The 19077-nt window shown below is 69.8% G+C and carries 17 protein-coding genes; 5 read left to right on the top strand and 12 right to left on the bottom strand.

Features of this window, described 5'->3' with window-relative positions:
* Positions 1-482: 482 nt before the first annotated feature.
* The 4 genes from AB0F72_RS30140 to AB0F72_RS30125 form a co-directional block, all read right to left on the bottom strand.
* Positions 483-1412, bottom strand: coding sequence for a LysR family transcriptional regulator (locus AB0F72_RS30140; RefSeq protein WP_360437996.1), 930 nt, complete (start codon positions 1410-1412; stop codon positions 483-485).
* Between the two features lie 161 nt (positions 1413-1573).
* Positions 1574-2695, bottom strand: a complete 1122-nt coding sequence (locus AB0F72_RS30135) for an LLM class flavin-dependent oxidoreductase (RefSeq protein ID WP_360437993.1) — start codon at positions 2693-2695, stop codon at positions 1574-1576.
* 6 nt (positions 2696-2701) lie between these two features.
* Entirely contained in the window at positions 2702-3979 is a 1278-nt protein-coding gene (locus tag AB0F72_RS30130; protein ID WP_360437990.1) for an LLM class flavin-dependent oxidoreductase, read from the bottom strand.
* A complete protein-coding gene (locus AB0F72_RS30125; RefSeq protein ID WP_360437987.1) occupies positions 3972-5024 on the bottom strand; it encodes an LLM class flavin-dependent oxidoreductase in 1053 nt (350 codons plus the stop codon). The genes AB0F72_RS30130 and AB0F72_RS30125 overlap by 8 nt, the downstream gene beginning before the upstream one ends.
* A 90-nt stretch (positions 5025-5114) precedes the next feature.
* Here AB0F72_RS30125 and AB0F72_RS30120 point away from each other — a divergent pair, with 90 nt between their 5' ends.
* Positions 5115-6869, top strand: a complete 1755-nt coding sequence (locus AB0F72_RS30120; protein WP_360437984.1) for a sulfatase — start codon at positions 5115-5117, stop codon at positions 6867-6869.
* 53 nt (positions 6870-6922) lie between these two features.
* Here AB0F72_RS30120 and AB0F72_RS30115 read toward each other — a convergent pair whose 3' ends face one another.
* Both AB0F72_RS30115 and AB0F72_RS30110 read right to left on the bottom strand, forming a co-directional pair.
* Entirely contained in the window at positions 6923-8788 is a 1866-nt protein-coding gene (locus AB0F72_RS30115; protein ID WP_360437981.1) for an AMP-binding protein, read from the bottom strand.
* A 226-nt stretch (positions 8789-9014) separates the two neighbouring features.
* Positions 9015-9623 (bottom strand): TetR/AcrR family transcriptional regulator, encoded by a 609-nt coding sequence (locus AB0F72_RS30110; RefSeq protein ID WP_360437978.1) that lies wholly within the window; start codon positions 9621-9623, stop codon positions 9015-9017.
* Positions 9624-9840: 217 nt separating this feature from the next.
* Between AB0F72_RS30110 and AB0F72_RS30105 the strand changes: the two genes are divergently transcribed.
* A complete protein-coding gene (locus AB0F72_RS30105; RefSeq protein ID WP_360437975.1) occupies positions 9841-11007 on the top strand; it encodes an acyl-CoA dehydrogenase family protein in 1167 nt (388 codons plus the stop codon).
* Positions 10997-12079, top strand: a complete 1083-nt coding sequence (locus AB0F72_RS30100; protein WP_360437972.1) for a CaiB/BaiF CoA-transferase family protein — start codon at positions 10997-10999, stop codon at positions 12077-12079. Before AB0F72_RS30105 ends, AB0F72_RS30100 begins: the two co-directional genes overlap by 11 nt.
* Before the next feature lie 413 nt (positions 12080-12492).
* Here AB0F72_RS30100 and AB0F72_RS30095 read toward each other — a convergent pair whose 3' ends face one another.
* The 4 genes from AB0F72_RS30095 to AB0F72_RS30080 all read right to left on the bottom strand — a co-directional run bounded on the left by AB0F72_RS30095 (position 12493) and on the right by AB0F72_RS30080 (position 16112).
* Entirely contained in the window at positions 12493-13623 is a 1131-nt protein-coding gene (locus AB0F72_RS30095) for a GGDEF domain-containing protein (RefSeq protein ID WP_360437969.1), read from the bottom strand.
* A gap of 87 nt (positions 13624-13710) precedes the next feature.
* Positions 13711-15270 carry a methyl-accepting chemotaxis protein gene (locus AB0F72_RS30090; RefSeq protein ID WP_360437966.1) on the bottom strand — a complete coding sequence of 520 codons (1560 nt, stop codon included), beginning with the start codon at positions 15268-15270 and terminating at the stop codon, positions 13711-13713.
* A 110-nt stretch (positions 15271-15380) separates the two neighbouring features.
* Positions 15381-15725, bottom strand: a complete 345-nt coding sequence (locus AB0F72_RS30085; RefSeq protein ID WP_360437963.1) for a UBP-type zinc finger domain-containing protein — start codon at positions 15723-15725, stop codon at positions 15381-15383.
* A gap of 9 nt (positions 15726-15734) precedes the next feature.
* Positions 15735-16112 (bottom strand): helix-turn-helix domain-containing protein, encoded by a 378-nt coding sequence (locus AB0F72_RS30080; protein ID WP_360437960.1) that lies wholly within the window; start codon positions 16110-16112, stop codon positions 15735-15737.
* A gap of 87 nt (positions 16113-16199) precedes the next feature.
* On the opposite strand from AB0F72_RS30080, the gene AB0F72_RS30075 reads away from it, so the two are divergent.
* Complete coding sequence (locus AB0F72_RS30075) at positions 16200-17054, top strand: SDR family oxidoreductase (protein ID WP_360437957.1); 855 nt, start codon at positions 16200-16202, stop codon at positions 17052-17054.
* On the opposite strand, the gene AB0F72_RS30070 is transcribed toward AB0F72_RS30075, so the two are convergent.
* On the bottom strand, positions 17051-17506 hold the full coding sequence (locus AB0F72_RS30070) for a YbaK/EbsC family protein (protein WP_360437954.1): 456 nt from the start codon (positions 17504-17506) through the stop codon (positions 17051-17053). The two genes, AB0F72_RS30075 and AB0F72_RS30070, sit on opposite strands and share 4 nt — an antisense overlap.
* Positions 17507-17553: 47 nt before the next feature.
* On the opposite strand from AB0F72_RS30070, the gene AB0F72_RS30065 reads away from it, so the two are divergent.
* A complete protein-coding gene (locus AB0F72_RS30065; protein ID WP_360437951.1) occupies positions 17554-17934 on the top strand; it encodes a DUF427 domain-containing protein in 381 nt (126 codons plus the stop codon).
* On the opposite strand, the gene AB0F72_RS30060 is transcribed toward AB0F72_RS30065, so the two are convergent.
* Entirely contained in the window at positions 17921-18928 is a 1008-nt protein-coding gene (locus tag AB0F72_RS30060; protein WP_360437948.1) for a TIGR03617 family F420-dependent LLM class oxidoreductase, read from the bottom strand. The two genes, AB0F72_RS30065 and AB0F72_RS30060, sit on opposite strands and share 14 nt — an antisense overlap.
* Between the last annotated feature and the right edge of the window lie 149 nt (positions 18929-19077).

Raw genomic sequence — 19077 nt, 5'->3', positions numbered from 1 at the left:
CCGGCCGATACCACTTCGCCACCCCTAAATGATCACAAACATGGATCAAAGTGGCTAGTCACCCGTAACCACCGTAGCCAAAAAGCAACAGGCTCTCTGGCGTAGGCGCGGGCGCACGATGCCGATGCGTGTGCCCTCATCCACGCGGGCACCGCCGGTCCTCCCGAACAGCGCGACCCCTCGATCAGCGCGACCCCCCGAACAGCGCCCCCGAACAGCGCCCCCCGAACAGCGCGACATCCTGATCTGCCCTGCGGATCGATCCACGCGGCGGCCGTGAGCCCTGGCACGCGGTCGCACCCGACTCATGCCAAACGGCCTCCAACCAGGGACCCGGCCCAGCGGCCCAGCGGCCCGGCCCAGCGGCCGGCCCAGCGGCCCAGCGGCCGGCCCAGCGGCCCAGCGGCCCAGCGGCCCAGCGGCCCGGCGGCCCAGCGGCCCAGCGGCCCAGCGGCCCGGCCACGGAACGGCATCATGCCGGGTCAGAGCGGCTCTTCGGTGGGGTCAGCGCGGTGGAACGGGTCGGTCTGCAGGCCGGCCACCTCGACGAGATGATGCCGGCAGGACTGAGCGGCCGGGCTCAGCGGACGATCGCGCGAGTGCATGACCCCGATCGGCGGATGCACCGGCGCCGGATGCAGACCGCGGATCGAGATGGCCGGACCCGGCGCCTCAGCGACCGATTTTGACAGCAGGCCGACGCCGAGGCCCGCCGCCACCAGATCGCGGATCCCGGCCGGGCTCGCCGTTTCGAACTCGACCCGGGGCGTGAAACCCGCCGACCGGGCCGCGTCCTCCAGGATCCAGCGCAGCCCGCTGCCCGGCGGCAGGCTGACGAACGGCTCGTCGCGCGCCTCGCCCAGCGTCAGACGGCCGGCGCGGGACAGCGCGTGGCCGATCGGCAGCGCGAGCAGCAGGTGCTCGTCGGCGAGCGGCAACGCGTCGAACCGCGGCGGGAGGTCGGCGTGCACGGGACCCACCACCAGGTCCAGCTCGCCCTCGTCGAGCGCACCGAGCAGGCCGGTCACCAGGCCGCTGCGCAGGCGCAGCGCGATACCCGGGAAACGGTCCCGGAAGCGGGTCAGGGCCTGCGGCAGATCGTACGGCCCGAGCGCGGCCGTCGCCCCGAGGCTGACCCGGCCGTGCACCACCGACGTGATCTCGTGGATCTCGGTGCGGGCGCCGTCGAGTTCGGCGAGGACACGCCGCGCCCGCGCCACGAACAGCTCACCCGCCGGGGTCAGCGCCACCCGCCGTGTGGTGCGGGCGAACAGTGCCAGCCCGAGTTCCGCCTCGAGGGCCTTGATCTGGGCGGACACCGCCGACTGGGCGACGTGCAGACGTTCGGCGGCCCGGGTGAACCCGCCGTAACGGGCCACCGCCTCCACATAGCTCAGCTGCCGTAACTCCACACGCTGATGGTGGCCCGGGCCGGCCCGGCAACCGGCCAGGATCCGGATCCGTCAATCATCCGGGGGATCAGTGACGCGCCAGGCAGCGCGGCGCCCCCGTGCTCGGGACCGCGCGGTCCGGCAAGCCGTGGAGCCGGGAGATCGTGCTGACGGTCCGCCGGCTAGCCGCGCCACTCCTTGGCGAGCAGCTCGTAGGAGCGGACCCGATCCGCGTGCCGGTGGGCGATCGTGGTGATCAGCAGCTCGTCGGCGCCGGTCACCCGCTGCAAGGTGCGCAACCGCTCGGCCACCGTCTGCGGCGAGCCGACGAACTGCGTGTCGACCCGGTCGGCCACCCGTGCGCGGGCCTCCTCCGTCCACGCGTACCCGGAAGCCTCCTCGATGCTGGGGAACGGCACCGCGCCGAGCCCGGTCCGGATGCTGTGCACCCACAGGGCGAACGGCGCCGCCAGGCGCCGAGCCGTCTCGTCGTCCTCCGCGACCAGCACGTCGGCCGAGACCATCAGGCGCGGCGCGCTCAGCGTCGCCGAGGGCACAAAGCTGTCCCGGTACGCGTCAGCCGCCTCCAGCACCTTCGCCGGGGCGACGTGGTAGTTGGCGGCGAACGGCAAGCCCCGGGCGCCGGCCGTCCGGGCGCTCTCGCCGCCGCTGGAGCCGAGCAGCCACACCTGGAGGTCGGCGCCGGCGCCGGGAACGGCGGTGACCTCGTTCCCCTCGCCGTCGCTGACCGGGCCGCCGAGCAGCGCGAAGATCTGGTCCAGGACCTCGTTCAGCGGCAGCGACTCGGCGCCGGGCAGGGTGAGCAGGCCGGAGGCGAGGGCGGTGCGTTTGGAGGCGAAGATCGGCGCCCAGGAGAACGGCTTCGGGATGAGCAGGCCGTCGACGACGCGCTCCTCCTGCGGTTCGGCGTTCTTCGCCTTCTCCCGCAGCACCTCGTTCTTGGCCTGGCCGGAGCGGCCGATGCCGAGGTCGAAGCGGCCCGGGTAGAGGGCGTCGAGCAGGCCGAACTGCTCCACGATGGTCAGTGCGGTCTGGTGGCCGGTCTGCACCGCGCCGGAGCCGAGCCGGATGTGATCGGTGGCGGCCGCGATCTGGCCGAGCAGCAGCGCCGGCTGGGAGCTGGCCACGCCCGGGGTGAAGTGGTGCTCGGCGACCCAGTACCGGTGGTAGCCGAACTGTTCGGCGTTGCGGGCCAGGTCGAGGGTCCGGCGCAGGGCGTCGGCGGGTCCGCGGTCACCGGAGACGAGCGGCGAGAGGTCGAGCACGGAGAGGGGAACGGACATGGTGGCTTACCGCCCTTTCGACAGGCCGAGGTTGTCCCGCAGCGTCCCGCCGGAATACTCGGTCCGGAAGACGCCGCGTTCCTGCAGGAGCGGGACCACCTGGTCCACGAAGTCGTCCAGGCCCGCCGGGGTCAGGTGTGAGACCAGGATGAAGCCGTCGCAGGCGTCGGTCTGGACGTACTCGTCGAGCTGCTCGGCGACCCGCTCCGCGGTGCCGATGAAGTTCTGCCGCCCGGTCACCTCGATGATCAGGTCACGGATCGACAGCTTCTTGGCCTCGGCGAGCGCCCGCCACTCGGCGGCGGTCTTCAGGCGGTCCGGGTACATGCCGGCGCGGCCCTTGATGATCGTGTCGTCCTCGTCGAGCAGGGGATCGATCTCCGGGAGCGGCCCGTCCGCGTCGTAGGCGGACAGGTCCCGGTTCCAGAGCTGCTCCAGCAACAGGATCGCCGTCTGCGGGCTGACCTGCTGACGCCGGATGTGATGCGCCTTCTCCTGCGCGTCGGCGTCGCTGTCCCCCAGCACGTAGGAGACGCCCGGAATGATCTTCAGGCTGTCCGGGTCGCGACCGTGTCTGATCACCCGCTGCTTGACGTCGCGGTAGAAGACCCGCGCGTCCTCCAGCTGGTGGTGCCGGGAGAAGATCGCGTCGGCGTGCTGGGCCGCCAGCTCGCGGCCGCCCTCGGAGTCGCCGGCCTGGAGCACGACCGGGTGTCCCTGCGGGCTGCGCGGCACCCCGAAGCGACCGGCGATGTCGAACTGCGACGAGGTGATCGAGAAGTCCGATCCGTTGCTGTCCCACAGCGTCCGCGCGGCCTCGATGAACTCGGCCGCCCGGACGTATCGGTCCGCGTGGTCGAGGAACCCGCCGCGCCGGAAGTTCTCCCCGAAGAACGCCCCCGGCGAGGTGACCACGTTCCACGCGGCCCGCCCGCCGGAGAGGTGGTCGAGGGTGGCCAGCTGCCGGGCCAGCTCGTAGGGCTCGTGATAGGTGGCGTTCAGCGTCCCGGCCAGGCCCAGGTGGGTGGTGACAGCGGCGAGGGCGGCCAGGACCGTCAGCGTGTCCGGCCGGCCGACCACGTCCAGGTCGTGGATGAGCCCGCGCTGCTCGCGCAGGCGGAGCCCTTCGGCGAGGAAGAAGAAGTCGAACTTGCCGCGTTCGGCGGTCCGGGCCAGGTATGCGAAGGAGTCGAACTCGATCTGGCTGCCGGATCGGCTGTCGCTCCAGACCGTCGTGTTGTTCACGCCCGGGAAGTGCGCGGCGAGAATGATCTGCTTAGGCAACGGGGACTCCCTCCGGGCGCGCGGCGCCCGCGGCGCCGCCGTTGGCAGCGCGCCGCTCGTAACGGTTGATGGCGACCGGCAGGCCCAGCCGTTCGCGCAGGGTGACGGCGGCCGACGGCTCGAACAGGCCGCGGCGGCGCAGCTCCGGCACCAGCTCCCGGGTGATCTCGCCGACGTCGCGGCTGAGCAGGCCGGGACGCAGCCGGATGCCGTCGATGCCGGACGCGGCCCAGCCGCCGATCAGGTCGGCGAGCTGCGGAACCGTACCGGTGAAGACGGCGGCGTCGGACGGCGCCGCTCCCGGGCCGAAGAACACCCCGATGTCCGCGAACACCTTCAGCCCCGGGTCCAGCCTGGACTTGATCTTGGCGGCGTCGTCGGCGTCGGCCGGCGTGATGAAGACCAGGTCGGCCGCGGTGGCCGCGAACTGCCAGGCCTGCGGGCCGTGCGCGAGGGCGGCCACCACCGGCTGGCCCTGCGGCGGCCGCGGCACGATCGACGGGCCCTTCACCGAGAAGTACTTGCCGTCGAACGCGATGTAGTGCAGCCGGTCCCGATCGATGAACCGCCCGGTCGTGACGTCCTTGATGATCGCGTCGTCCTGCCAGCTGTCCCAGAGCCGCCGCACCACCTCGACCGCGTCGACGGCCTCCTCGAAGAGCTCGTCGACGCCGAGGGGCGAGCAAGGGCCGAGCAGCGCCGCCTCGGCCGGGTCGCCGGAGACCCGCACCTGCCAGCCGGCCCGGCCCTTGCTCGCGTAGTCGAGCGTGGCCAGCGCCGTGGAGAGGTGGAACGGCTCGGTGTGCGTGGTGGTGGCGACCGGAACCAGCCCGATGTGGCGGGTCAGCGGGGCGACCCGGGCCGCGGTCAGCACCGCGTCCGGGCCGCGCCGCCCGAACTGGTCGTCGAACGTCACGAAGTCGAGCCGCGCCTCGTCCGCCTGCCGCGCCCAGCCGACCCAGTCGGCGGCGGCGAACGAGTCCCCGTCCAAGGCGACAGCCAATTGCAGTGTCATGCGGGAACCTCCAGTTTCGCCCTTGGCCATTATTCCTATAGCCAAAATAGGAGTTAGGCAAGGGGCTGTGACCGGCGACCGCTTTTGAACTATCGCGGCGGGCTGTCCGTTCCCCATGACGTGCAGCCGACAGACCTCGCCGATCCGCCCGCTTCCGACACCGCGCTCGCTTCCGACACCGCGGAACCGCCCGCGGCGGAGACCCCGGCGGCGGCGCCGCCGAAAGAGCCCCATCGGGTACGGCGGTTGCTGGGTCACCCGCGTTTCCAGCTGGCTCTGACCGTCCTGGCCTGCGTCATCGTCTTCGCCGCACTCGTCTATCCGAACGTGCTCAAACGGCTCAGCCTCGGTGGCTTCGCCCGTATCCCGATCGAGGCCGCCCTCGGCATCGCGCTGCTGATCGTGGTGCCACGCCGCCCCCGGAAGATCCTCGCCGTCATCGGCGGCCTCGTCCTCGGCTGGCTGATCGTCGAGAAGTCCCTCGACATGGGCTGGTTCGAGATCCTGAACCGCCCGTTCGACCCGGTCCTCGACTGGATCCTCTTCGACGACACGTACGGCTTCATCCGCGACTCCTACGGCCAGGCCTCCGCCTACGGGGCGATCGCCGCCGTCGTGCTGCTGCCGGTCGCCGTTCTCAGCGTCACCACCTGGGCGGTCCTCCGGGTCGCGTCCCTGATCGGGCGGCATCGGCGGGTCTCCGCGTACACCGCAAGCGGGATCGCCGCCGCCTGGATCGCCGCCTTCCTGGTCGGGGTGCAGGTCGTCCCGAAGGTGCCGATCGCGGCCCGCAGCAGCGTCACCTACGCCTACGACCGGGCCCGGCAGGCCAAGGCCGGCATCGCCAACAGCGCCGCCTTCGCCAACGAGATCAAGAACGACCCGTTCGGCGCCACGCCCGCCGACCGGATGCTCACCGGGCTGGCCGGCAAGGACGTCATCTTCACCTTCGTGGAGAGCTACGGGCGCAACGCGGTCGAGTCCCCCGAGCTGGCGCCCGGCGTCGACGCCGTGCTCGATCGCGGCGCCGCCCAGCTCACCGCCGCCGGGTTCGCGGCGCGCAGCGGCTGGCTCACCTCGCCGACGTTCGGCGGCAGCAGCTGGCTGGCCCACTCGACCCTGCTCTCCGGCCTCTGGATCAATAACCAGAGCCGGTACCGCAACCTGACCGCGAGCAACCGGCTCACCCTGACCAGCGCGTTCCGGGGCGCCCAGTGGGACACCGTGAGCGTCATGCCGGGCGCGACCCGGGCCTGGCCGGAAGGCACGTTCTACGGCTACAACCGGGTCTGGGACAGCCGCAACCTCGGATATCAGGGCCCGAAGTTCAGCTGGGCGCCGATGCCCGACCAGTACACGCTGAAGAAGTTCACCGAACTTGAGTACGCCAAGCCCGGCCGCCGGCCGCTCATGGTGGAGATGCCGCTGGTCTCCAGCCACACCCCGTGGGCGCCGATCCCGGAGTTCCTGGACTGGGAGCAGGTGGGCGACGGCTCGATCTACGACGGCATCGTCGCGAACGCGCCGAAGAAGGCCGACATCTGGGGCAGCACGCCCAAGGTCCGCGCCGCGTACGGCAAGTCGATTCAATACACGCTGACGACTCTGCTCGACTGGGTCCGGAAGTACGGCGACGACGACCTCGTCCTGGTGTTCCTCGGCGACCACCAGCCGTCCAAGGTGGTCTCCGGCGAGAACGCCAGCCACGACGTCCCGATCACCGTGGTCGCCAAGGATCCGGCGGTGCTCAAGCGGATCGACAGCTGGGGCTGGACGACCGGCCTCAAGCCGGCCACCGACGCCCCGGTCTGGCCGATGAACGCCTTCCGGGACAGGTTCCTGACCGCGTACGGGCCGGGCGGTTCCACCCACTGACTCGGTGTGCGGCGCCGGCTCCCCGGTCACCGCCGGCGCCGCACACCGACCCCTCAGGTCTGACGTCGCAGGATCGGGCGCAGGGCGTCCAGCACGTCCGGGTTCTCGATCGTGGACGGGACCGGCTCCTCGCGGCCGTCCGCGATCCCCCGCATCGTGCCGCGCAGAATCTTGCCCGAGCGGGTCTTCGGCAGCGCCGTCACGACGTCGACCCGGCGCAGCGCGGCCACCGCGCCGATCCGCTCGCGGACGAACGCGACGAGTTCCGCCGGGTCCGCGGTCATCCCGGCTTTCGCCACCACGAGCCCGCGGGGGACCTGGCCCTTCAGCGGGTCGCTGACGCCGATCACGGCGCACTCGGCGACCGCCGGATGCGCGGACAGGACCTCCTCCATCGACCCCGTGGAGAGCCGGTGACCGGCCACGTTGATCACGTCGTCGGTGCGGCCCAGCACGTACAGATAACCGTCGGCGTCGACGAAGCCGCCGTCGCCGGTCAGGTAGTTGCCCTGGAACGCCGACAGGTAGGAGCGCACGAACCGCTCGTCGTCGCCCCAGAGCGTCGGCAGGCACCCGGGCGGCAGCGGCAACCCGATCACGATCGAGCCCTCCTGGCCGGGTGGCACGTCCGCGCCGGCGGCGTCGACGACCCGGACCCGATAGCCGGGCATCGGCACCGACGGCGAGCCCGGCCGCGTCGGCAGGTCCTCGAGGCCGCGCGGGCTGGCCGCGATCGGCCAGCCGGTCTCGGTCTGCCACCAGTTGTCGATCACCGGGATGCCCAGAAGATCACCCGCCCACGTGTACGTCGGCGTGTCCAGCCGCTCCCCCGCCAGGAACAGCAGCCGCAGGTCGCTCAGGTCGCGTCCCGCCGTCAGCTTGCCGTCCGGGTCCTCGCGGCGGATCGCCCGGATAGCTGTCGGCGCGGTGAACAGCACCGACACCCGGTGCTCCTCGGCGACCCGCCAGAACGCTCCGGCGTCCGGGGTGCCGACCGGTTTGCCCTCGTACAGGATCGTGGTGGCGCCGGTGAGCAGCGGCGCATAGACGATGTACGAGTGCCCGACCACCCAGCCGACGTCCGAGGCCGCCCAGAAGACGTCGCCGGGGCGCACCCCGAAGATGTTCTCCATCGACCAGCGCAGGGCGACCGCGTGGCCGCCGTTGTCGCGCACCACGCCCTTGGGCCGGCCGGTCGTGCCGGACGTGTAGAGGATGTAGAGCGGATCGGTGGCGCGCACCGGCACACAGTCGGCCGGCTCCGCGCCGTCGAGGGCGTCGTCCCAGGTCAGGTCGCCTTTTCTGAGCTCGAACGGCGCCTGGGGGCGCTGCAGGATGATCCGCCGATCGGCCACGTGCGCCGCCTCATCACACCCCGAATCCAACATGGACTGATATTTCACGATTTTCCCGGCTTCGATGCCGCACGATGACGCGATAATCAGTTTCGGACGCGCGTCGTCGATCCGAGCCGCCAGCTCACGCGCGCCGAACCCGCCGAACACGACAGAGTGGACCGCGCCGATCCGCGCACAGGCCAGCATCGCGACGACCGCTTCCGGCACCATCGCCATGTAGATGACGACCCGGTCGCCGGCCTCCACCCCGATGCGGCGCAAGGCGCCGGCGAAAAGCGCGACCTGATCGCGCATTTCCCGGTACGTGTAGGAGCGCACCACCGTCGTGACCGGACTGTCGTAGATCAACGCAAGTTGGTCGCCGCGCGTCCCGACATGCCGGTCCAGGGCGTTCCAGCACGTTTTGAGTGTCCCGTCGGAGAACCACCGGAAGATCGGCGCCTCGGTGTCGTCAAGGATCCGCTCCGGTGATCGTTCCCAGTCAATGGCGCCGGCCGCGTCACGCCAGAAACCGTCCGGGTCGTTGATGCTGCGCGCGTATGCCTCCCGATAGCTGCCCATGCACCGACATTCCGCCGGTCCACGCGCGATGTCCAGTCCGCAGGCGCTGTCGTCCACGCGCGATGTCCAGTCCACGCGCGACGCTGTCCAGTCCACGCGCGACGTTCTCAAGTCCACGCGCGATGTTGTCCAGTCCGCGCGATGTTGTCCAGTCCGCGCGATGTTGTCCAGTCCGCGCGATGTCCAGTCCGGTGGTGGGACCGGATGGTCCGGACCGCGCGGTCCGTCATCGCGCCCGGGGGAACACCCGTTCCACCAGGTTCAGCAAGGTGGTCGCCAGCAGCGCGTGCACCTGTTCCCGGCTCAACACGCCGCGCTGCAGCCACTCCCGTCCCGTGAACACCGCCAGCCCCACGTATGACCGGGCCATGCCTCGCAGCGCCTCACTGGCACCATCGCCCAGTCCGACCGCATCCAGCACATCGTCCGCAGCGACATCGATCGCCTCAGCAATCACGGCGTCCACTTCAGCATCACCGGCCATGCCGCCGGCGTTGACCGCGGCCAGCCATGACGTGCTGTGCCGGGAGACGACGTCGAGGAACCAGTTGACGATCGCGTCGACGCGCTGTTCGAGTGGTTCGTCCCGCGGGATCTGCTCCAGTGCGACGGCGGGCACTGTCAGCATGACTCGGACGACTTCCAGGTATAAGTCCTTTTTCGTACCGAAGTAGTGGTTGACGAGACCACGGGCCACTCCCGCAGCACGGGCCACATCTGTTGTCGAGACGTCTGAATAAGGACGGCGCCCGAACAACCGGACAGCCACCGTCAAGATCTCACCTCGACGGGTGTCCGGTTCCATCCGCCGGCGGCGGCTCGCCTCGACATGCACCTCGTGACACTACGTCACCACTGGCCACATCACCTGACGATGTCAGCGCGCCACGTCGATTCATGTTGACCCGCGATCGGTACTGCATCGATGTCTTGATCAGTCAACACGATCGCGTCAACATGATTAATCAACTGTTGATCGGGCGTACAGATGAATCCAAGCAATTCATACGTCGCTTGTTGACACATCGCCAATAGCGATCGACAGTGTATCGATGTCGACGCCTGGACTGGACGGCTACACCGAGCCGTGGCGCAAGCCGGAACACGATGACCTTGCCGAGCTGGCCCGCTCCTTCTTCACGAAGGAGGTGGTCCCGCATGCCGGCCGCCTCGAGAAGCAGGGCCACCCCGACCGCGAGCACTACCGGCGCGCCGGCGAACTCGGCCTGCTCGGCCTCTCGGTGCCGGAACAGTACGGCGGCGGGGGCGGCGACTTCACCCACGAAGCCGTGCTGCTGCACGAACAGACACTGGCCGGCGAGGGGAGCCTCGGCATCGCCGTGCACAGTGGCATCGTCACCGGGTACATCAGCCACTACGGGACCGAGGAGCAGAGACAGCAGTGGCTGCCCGGCCTGGTCAGCGGCGAGTTGATCGGCGCCATCGGGATGACCGAACCGGACGGCGGTTCGGACGTGCAGGCGATACGGACCCGTGCGGTCCGTAACGGCGACGACTACATGGTCACCGGGTCCAAAACCTTCATCACCAATGGGTATCTGGCGGACCTGTTGATCCTCGCGGTGAAGACCGATCAGTCCGCGAAAGCCCGTGGCATCTCGCTGCTGATCTGCGACCTGAGGAACGATCCCGCGGGCTTCCGGCGGGGACGGACCATCGAGAAGATCGGCCTGCACTCCAACGACACGGCAGAGCTGTTCTTCGATGAGATGCGGGTGCCGGCCGCCAACCTGCTGGGCGGCGCGGAGAACCTCGGCTTCATCCAGCTGATGCAGCAGCTCCCCCAGGAACGCCTGGTCATCGCCGTCGGCGCGGTCGCCGCGATGCAGCGTGCCGTGGAGCTGGCGACGGCGTACGCCAAGGAGCGTCACGCGTTCGGCAAGCCGTTGCTGGGTCACCAGAACACCCGGATGGTGCTGGCCGACTGCGCCACCCGTACCCGGGCATCTCGGATCTTTCTGGATGACTGCATCCAGCGTCATGCGCGTGGTGAGCTGGACGTGGCGACCGCGGCCATGGCGAAGCTCTACCTCACCGAGGGCCAGTGTGAGGTCGTCGACCGCTGCCTGCAGATTTTCGGCGGCTACGGGTACACCACCGAGTACCCGATCGCGAAGATGTATGCGGACGCTCGGGTCCAGAAGATCTACGGCGGCACGAACGAGATCATGAGGGAGCTGATCGCGCGTGTCCTCTGACCGTGAAGGACCACTGCACGGAATCAAGGTCGTCGAACTGGCCGGCCTCGCTCCCGGCCCGTTCGGCTGCATGATCCTCTCCGACCTCGGCGCCGACGTCGTCCTGGTGGACCGCCCCGGCGGAACCGGACTGGCCGGTCCGCTGCAGCGCAACCGCCGCGTGGTCACGCTCGACCTCAAGAGCGGCGAGGGACGCGAGGCGTTGCTGAGCCTCGCCGCGCAGGCGGACGTCCTGGTCGAGGGCTATCGGCCGGGGGTCGCCGAGCGTCTGGGCTTCGGCCCCGACGAGTGCTTGAAGATCAACCCCCGACTGGTGTACGGGCGGATGACCGGCTGGGGCCAGGACGGTCCACTGGCCGCCGCCGCCGGCCACGACATCGACTACCTCGCGATCGCCGGAGCCCTCGAACCGCTGGGCCGCCCGGGTCAGCCCCCGCACGCGCCGATCAACCTGCTCGCCGACTTCGCCGGTGGCGGCATGCTGCTGGCCGTCGGGATCCTCGCCGCTCTGCACGAACGGGAACGCTCCCAGCAGGGCCAGGTCGTGGACGCCGCGATGGTCGACGGATCGGCGCTGCTCATGACGTTCCTGCACGGCATGATCGCGGGCGGCATGTGGCGGGGCGGGCGCGGGGAGAACCTGCTCGACGGCGGGGCGCCGTTCTACGACACGTACCGGGCGTCGGACGGCGGCTATCTCGCGGTCGGCGCGCTCGAACCGCAGTTCTACGCGGCCCTGCTCCAGGGGCTGGGGCTCGCCGAGGACGAACTTCCGGCCCAGATGAATCGGTCCGACTGGCCCGAGCTGCGGCGGATCTTCACCAAACGATTCGCGACGCGGACCCGGGACGAGTGGGCCGCGGTCTTCGCGGAACTGGACGCCTGCGTGAGCCCGGTGCTCACCCCGGCCGAGGCGGCGGAGCATCCGCACAACGCGATCCGCGGAACGTTCGTCGAGGTGAACGGGGTGCGCCAGCCGGCGCCGGCACCGCGATTCACCCGCACACCGGCGGCCGTCCCGAGCGCACCTCGGGAGACCACGGTGTCCGAGGTGCTGACCAGCTGGAAGTGACCGCCGATCGCCCGACCGAGACGACACTTCTCGGATTTATCCGGCAGAGCGCCGCGCGATTCCCGGCACCTGGCGCAATACGATCATGCGCCGGCTACGGCCGCCGGTCCGAGCCGTAGCCCACACAGCCACAACGCCCGAATAACCTGCTTTAGCTACGGCCCAGTGACGCGAGCCGTAGCTCAGGCAGCCAAAACGGCCGGATGACCTGCCCCAGCTACGGCCCGACAACCCAAGCCGTAGCTCACACAGCCAACACGGCCGGATGACCTGCCCCAGCTACGGCCCGACAACCCGAGCCGTAGCTCACACAGCCAACACGCCCGGATAACCTGCTCCAACTACGGCTCGCGTGTGCCCAAGGGCCGGCAAGACCGTGTGCCCAGAAACCGGCAAGACCGCGCCCGGAGCGATCAAGCGGCCAGGTTGCGGGCGCGTTTCTCCTGGTACATCTCCCCGTCCGCCTCGGCGGTCAGCGCGTCCAAGGTCGTCTCGGCACCGGCCGGACGCAAGGCCACGCCGATGCTCACCCCGACGGTCACCTCCCGGTCCCCGGCGATGCGGACCGGCTGGCGGATCGCGTCGCGGATACGGTCCGCGACCCGGGCGGCCCGGGCAGCGTCGGCGTCCGGGAGCAACACCAGGAACTCGTCACCCCCGAGACGCCCAGCGAGATCGCCACAGCCGACCCCACCCGAGCCACCCGAGCCACCCGAACCACCAGAACCACCAGAACCACCAGAACCACCAGAACCACCAGAACCACCGGTGCGGGAACCCAGCGCCGCACGCAACCGCACACCCACCTCATGCAGCAGCTGATCCCCCGCCGCATGCCCATAATCATCGTTGACCTGCTTGAACCCGTTCAGATCGAGCAGCAACACCCCCAGCGGCTGCCCGGAGCGCGAGGCCGCGTACTCCGCCAGCTGGCTGCGGTTGGGCAGACCCGTCAGCGAATCGTGATTGGCCTGGTGATGCAGCGCCTGCCGGGTCTCCTGCAGGGCGAGCAGCTGCCGGGAGAAGGCGGTCGACTGGGTTCCGCTGATGACCGCGAGCATCAGGTTGACGCCGACCACGAGGGCGATGTCGTACGAGGCGGACGCCGGCGTCATCACGGCGTACGCCACCGTCGTCACCAGGTAGACCAGCATGGCGCCGAGCAGGCGGTGCCGGATCGCGGCGATGGTGATGGTGAGGCCGAGCAGGGGCCAGGTGGCCTGCGGTGTCTCACGCGTGGCGACCACCACGAACGCCACGATGGTGAGCGTGTCGAGGGCGATCTGCAGGGCGCTGAACGGTGAGTACCAGCGGGAATCCGGCCTGCGGCGGCCGAACCAGGCGAGCACGTTCGCCGTCGACATCGCGCCGATGCCCATCCAGCAGACGACCTGCATCCCGGCGCTGACGTGCGGCGGCGCCCAGCCGCCGACCCCGGCCACATAGACGATCGTGTAGAGCAGGCCGATGCTGCGGGACACCAGGGCGGCGGTCTCGATGGTACGGCGACGCGACCGGAGTGAGTCGTCGATCGCGGTACGCATACGCCCCTCATCGGCAGGGCGCACAGCGGCATGAGAAAAGAGCCGGCCGCCCCGGAGGGCGACCGGCTCTCTGTCCGGGATCGAAGATCAGAACTTGAACGCGCCGACCAGGCCGCGCAGCTCCTCAGCGGTACGCGAGACCTCCTCGCTGGCCTGACGGGTCTGCGCGACGCCACCGACGGTGGCCGCGCTCGCCGACGAGACGTCGCTGATGTTGGCGGCGATCCGGCTGGAGCCGGCGGCCACCTCGGCGATGCTGCGGGACATCTCGCCGGTGGTGGCGGTCTGCTCCTCGACCGCCGAGGCGATCGTGGTCTGGAAGTCGTTGATCTGGGCGATGACCTCGGAGATGCGGTTGATGACCTCGACCGCGCCGCCGGTGTCCTGCTGGATCGCGGTGACCCGGGCGCCGATGTCCTCGGTGGCGCGGGCGGTCTCCTGGGCCAGGTCCTTGACCTCGCTGGCGACGACCGCGAAGCCCTTGCCCATCTCGCCGGCCCGCGCGGCCTCGATGGTGGCGTTGAGGGCGAGCAGGTTGGTCTGCTCGGCGATGCTGGTGATCAGCTTGATGACGTTGCCGATCTCGGCGGACGACTCGCCGAGCTTGCGGATGGTCTCGGTGGCGGCGGCGGCCTCGGAGACCGCGATCGAGGCGACCTGCGCGGCGTCGGCCGCGTTGCGGGAGATCTCGCGGATCGACAGGCCCATCTCCTCGGAGCCGGCGGCGACGGTCTGCACGTTGCGGGAGATCTCGTCGGCCTCGACGGTGGCCGAGCTGCTCTGCCGGTCGGTGTTGTCGACGGCGTCGGCGATCTGCCCGGATACGGCGGCGAGCTGAGTCGACGCGGTCGCCAGCTTGTCGGCGTCCTTGGCGATGGTCTGCATCGAGTTCTGCACCTTGTCGAGCGAGCGGTCCAAACTGGCGGCCATCGTGCCGAGCTCGTCGAGGCTGGTGATGCCGCTGCGCACGGTGAGGTCGCCCCGGTCCAGGGCGTCGATCACGACGCCGAGCTTGCGGATCGGGTTGAGGATCGAGCGGACCATCGGGACGGCCATGCCGATCAGCAGGGCCAGCGCGAGGAGCGCCACGATGATCGCGGTGTTGCGGACCGACGACGTGGTGCTGGCCATCTCGGCCTTCTGCGTCGTGACCTGGGACTCCACCGTCTCGGTGAGGGTGTCCAGCTCACCGTCGGTGACATCGTTGCGCTCGGCGATCTCGTCGGTGCGATTCACCACCGAGGACGGGTCGGCCACACCGGCCGTCACGAACTCGGTGATGAACGTGTTGAAGTCGTCGAAGTCCGACCGGTAGCCGTTGAACTCGGTGACGATGTCGGCCGGAAGGCCGGAGACGACCACCGCGTCGGCGGCGTCCACGGCCGACTGGACGTCGTCCTTCACGTCGCCGCTGACGTCGTGCCCGAGCGCCGCCCGGTACGCGTCGACCTTGAGCTCGCTCTGCCGGTTGTTCAGGTGGTTGAGGGCCGCGAGGCCGGCTTCCAGACTACGGATCTCCTCGGCCTGGTCTGCCAGTGAGTTCTGGCCGGTCAACGTGATCGTCGCCATCGTCCCGAGGGCGACGGCGCCCGTGGCGACGATGGCACCAAGCCTCTTGGCTATGCCGATGTTCTGTAAGCCGCGCATCTGCCCTCCATCCATGGTCCGACGCACGTTCCATCGGCCACGCACGGATACATCTGAGGACTGAAGTTTCGGCGAACAGGAAGTCCGGAAGCGGACGATCTGATCCTACGTCACCGATGGATCTTGTTGCGCCAATCCGCCGGAACCGCTCCGGCCGGTCCGGGGACCGTCTGGGAATCGGGGCGGCTGGTCGGCGGTGCGAGCTCGGGGCCGCTGCCGGCCTGCTCGGTCGTGTAGTCCCAGAACCAGTCCTCACCCGGCTCGAAGGACTGGATGATCGGGTGCCCGCTGCTCTTGTAGTGCGCCGTGGCGTGCTGGGACGGCGAGGTGTCGCAGCAGCCGATGTGGCCGCACTCGGCACAGCGGCGCAGGTGGAACCACCAGCCGCCGGTGTCGAGGCACTCGGCGCAGCCGGTGCCGGAGGGCGGGACGTCGGTCTGAATAGAAGGACTCACGACCGAAACTTATCTCAGCTGGTCGTACTGTTCCTGCGCCGCCCGCATGGTGTTGATCTCACCCTCCAGCAGATCGATCAGGTTTACCAACTGGGCGGCGACGCGCTGTCCGAGGTCGGTCAGGCTGTACTCCACCCGCGGCGGGATGGTGGCCTGCACCTCGCGCCGGACCAGGCCGTCACGTTCCAGCGACTGAAGTGTCTGGGCCAGCATCTTCTCGCTCACGCCGTCGACCTTGCGGCGCAGCGCGTTGAATCGGAACGACCCCTCGTGCAGAGCGGCGAGAGCGAGGGTGCCCCAGCGGCCGGTGACGTCGGTCAGCACGCCCCGGGACGCGCAGTCACGGGCGAAGACGCTCGGGATCAGGTCATCAACCGTGTCGCTCATGAGAAAGACGATACCGTCTCCGAGTTGGCACTTTCAAAAAGTTAGTGCATGCTTCAACGCAGCACTCACCTAGAAGGAGCTCCCCCCATGACCACCATTGCCGTCACCGGTGCCACCGGCCAGCTCGGCCGCCTCGTCGTCGACGCGCTGATCGCGCGCGGCGCCACCCCGGGCGACATCGTCGCGACGGTGCGCGACACCACCAAGACCGCCGACCTCGCGGCGCGCGGGGTGCAGGTTCGCGAGGCCGACTACGACCGTCCGGAGACCCTGGCCGCCGCGTTCGCGGGTGTGGACCGGCTCCTGCTGATCTCCGGCAACGAGGTGGGCAAGCGGCTCCCGCAGCACACCGCCGTGATCGACGCGGCGAAGGCGGCCGGGGTCGGCTTCGTGGCCTACACCAGCCTGCTGCGCGCGGACAGCAGCCCGCTCGGCCTCGCCCCGGAGCACAGGGGCACCGAGGAGAAGCTGGCCGCGACGGGTCTCCCGCACGCGCTGCTGCGCAACGGCTGGTACACCGAGAACTACGCGGGCAGCATCGCCGGGGCGCTGGCCACCGGCGCCATCGCGGGCAGCGCCGGCGACGGCCGGATCGCCGCGGCCACCCGGGCCGACTACGCCGAGGCGGCGGCCGCGGTGCTGCTCGCCGGCGAGCCCGGCGTCTACGAGCTGGGCGGCGAGCCGTTCACCATGTCGGAGCTGGCCGCCGAGGTGTCGAAGCAGAGCGGCAAGCCGGTCTCGTACCAGAACCTGCCGGTCGCCGAGTACCAGAAGGTGCTGGTCGGCGCGGGGCTGCCGGACCACTACGCGCAGATGCTCGCGGAGACCGACGGCCTGATCGTCGACGGCCACCTGGACACCGACCGGGACGACCTGGCGAAGCTGATCGGCCGCCCGGTGACGCCACTGTCCGACGCCGTCGCGGCAGCGCTCAAGAACTAATCGGTGACGTCGGCGAACGTACCCTCAAGGGCCTTGATCGCGGCGTCAGCCGCAACCCGCAGCCCCAGGCCGCGCTCCCCCGCGCCGAGGCTGATGGTCCGCCCCCGGGTGCGTTCGTCGGCGACCACCGGCCAGGCCGTGACCGAGCCGAACGGCGTGATGGTGCCGCGCTCGTAACCGGTGGCCTCCTTGGCGGTGGCCGCGTCCGGCATCGAGAGCCGGTTCACACCGAGCAGCGCCCGGAGTTTCGGCCACGAGATGGAGCGGTCGCCGGGGACGAGCACGAACAGGTACTCCCCCTCGGCCCGGCGCACCACCAGCGTCTTGACCAGGTCACGGACCTCGACGCCCTGCACCTGGGCGGCCTCCTCGACGCTGCTCACCGGCCCGTGACGGATGACGTCGTAGGGGATTCCGGCGGCGGCTGCGGCTTCGATCGCGGGGGTCGGCACAAGATCAGCGTAATAGGCTCGACAGGCATCGACGAGAGGGGAAAGCCATGACCGGGAAGCCTCGGCTGCAACCAGGACCGGACCACCCGATCACGATCAGGCCGAGCACCGACCGGGTCGTCGTGACGGTCGCCGGCAAGGTGGTCGCCGACTCCCGCAACGCGCTGCTGTTGCAGGAGGCCAACTATCCGCCGGTGCGGTACGTGCCGCTCATCGACGTGGACCAGTCCCTGCTGGAGCGGACCGCCACGACGAGCTACTGCCCGTACAAGGGTGAGGCCGGTTACTACTCGATCCCCGTCGGCGGGGAGAAGTCGGTCGACGCGATCTGGGAGTACACCGAGCCCTACGACGCGGTCGCCCCGATCACCAACCACGTGGCGTTCTACCCCGACCGCGTCGACTCGATCGAGGTCACGCGCGAATAGCGGAGCGGACGGCGGCGATCTGGTAGCGGTCTGCCTCGTATGGCGTATATAGCGAAACGCGATCAATCGCCGTACCGAAGCGGTCCTTCAGGCCGGCGGCCACCGCCGCCGCGTCACCGGCCACCGCGAACGCGTCGAGCACGTCATCAGTGATCTCCGCGGCCATCTCCAGCCACCGCTGCCGCCGCGACAGCACGTTGAGCCGATCCGCGAGATCGCCCCATCCGTGCAGGTCGAGCACGGGACGGTAGGCCGGGGTGGACGCGTAGAAGGCGATCTGCCCGCGCACCGCCTGCTCGGCACGGGCCCGCGCTGCCGGGTCCGCGCCGAGCACCACCATGGCGCTCATCTGCAGCGTGAACCCGTCGAGGTTGCCACCGCGCGCGTCACGCAGACACGGCAGGATCCGCTCGCGGAGATATGTCGGACTGGTCAGCGGGTGCACCAGCAGACCATCCGCGACGCGCCCGGCCGTCGTGATCATCCGCTCGCCGACCGCCGCGACCTCGACCGGCGGATTCCCGGACGGATTCGGTCCCGGGTTGAAGAAGTCGGTCATCAGCGTGTGCTTGTAGAACTCACCGCGGAACATCAGCCGCTCACCCGTCGCCCACGAGTGCCAGATCGCCCGCAGCGCGGCCACGAACTCCTCCATCCGGGCGGCCGGCCGGCTCCACGGCATCGCGAAACGTCGCTCGATATGCGGCTTGACCTGCGATCCCAGCCCCAGCCGGAACCGCCCCTCACTGATCAACTGCAGGTCGTTGGCCAGCACCGCGACGTTCATCGGATTCCGCGCGAAAGCCACGGCGATCGCACTCTGCAAGCTGATCTGCGACGTCGCCCGCGCGACGAGGGCGAGCGTCGTGAAGACGTCGTGCTTGGTCTCGGCGGCCAGAAATCCGTCATAGCCGACCTGCTCCGCCGACACGGCTGCCGTCTCTGCCTCGGCCGGTGAGGCCGCGACCGGCGCGGCGAAGTCAACCAACATCATTAATGACTACCAGAACGGGTACGCGCACCACCTCCCCAACCGCAGTTAATCCGTCCCGTCATCTTCCGCACCTGACGGCGTCCCTCCGGCGCGGGCGACCGCCGGCCCCGTCAGTGGCCCCAACGCTACCGAGCCGGAGGTCGGCCCGC

Source organism: Actinoplanes sp. NPDC023936 (assembly GCF_040639325.1).
GTDB lineage: Bacteria > Actinomycetota > Actinomycetes > Mycobacteriales > Micromonosporaceae > Actinoplanes.
Note: the sequence above shows the minus strand (reverse complement) of the source record. Positions and strands in the feature narration are given on the sequence as shown.

Bases quoted from the DNA above. Each gene is read 5' to 3' on its own strand.
- AB0F72_RS30135 (WP_360437993.1), bottom strand. From the start codon at position 2,695: ATGTCCGTTCCCCTCTCCGTGCTCGACCTCTCGCCGCTCGTCTCCGGT.
- AB0F72_RS30125 (WP_360437987.1), bottom strand. From the start codon at position 5,024: ATGGCCAAGGGCGAAACTGGAGGTTCCCGCATGACACTGCAATTGGCT.
- AB0F72_RS30115 (WP_360437981.1), bottom strand. From the start codon at position 8,788: ATGGGCAGCTATCGGGAGGCATACGCGCGCAGCATCAACGACCCGGAC.
- AB0F72_RS30105 (WP_360437975.1), top strand. From the start codon at position 9,841: ATGTCGACGCCTGGACTGGACGGCTACACCGAGCCGTGGCGCAAGCCG.
- AB0F72_RS30095 (WP_360437969.1), bottom strand. From the start codon at position 13,623: ATGCGTACCGCGATCGACGACTCACTCCGGTCGCGTCGCCGTACCATC.
- AB0F72_RS30090 (WP_360437966.1), bottom strand. From the start codon at position 15,270: ATGCGCGGCTTACAGAACATCGGCATAGCCAAGAGGCTTGGTGCCATC.
- AB0F72_RS30080 (WP_360437960.1), bottom strand. From the start codon at position 16,112: ATGAGCGACACGGTTGATGACCTGATCCCGAGCGTCTTCGCCCGTGAC.
- AB0F72_RS30075 (WP_360437957.1), top strand. From the start codon at position 16,200: ATGACCACCATTGCCGTCACCGGTGCCACCGGCCAGCTCGGCCGCCTC.
- AB0F72_RS30065 (WP_360437951.1), top strand. From the start codon at position 17,554: ATGACCGGGAAGCCTCGGCTGCAACCAGGACCGGACCACCCGATCACG.
- AB0F72_RS30060 (WP_360437948.1), bottom strand. From the start codon at position 18,928: ATGATGTTGGTTGACTTCGCCGCGCCGGTCGCGGCCTCACCGGCCGAG.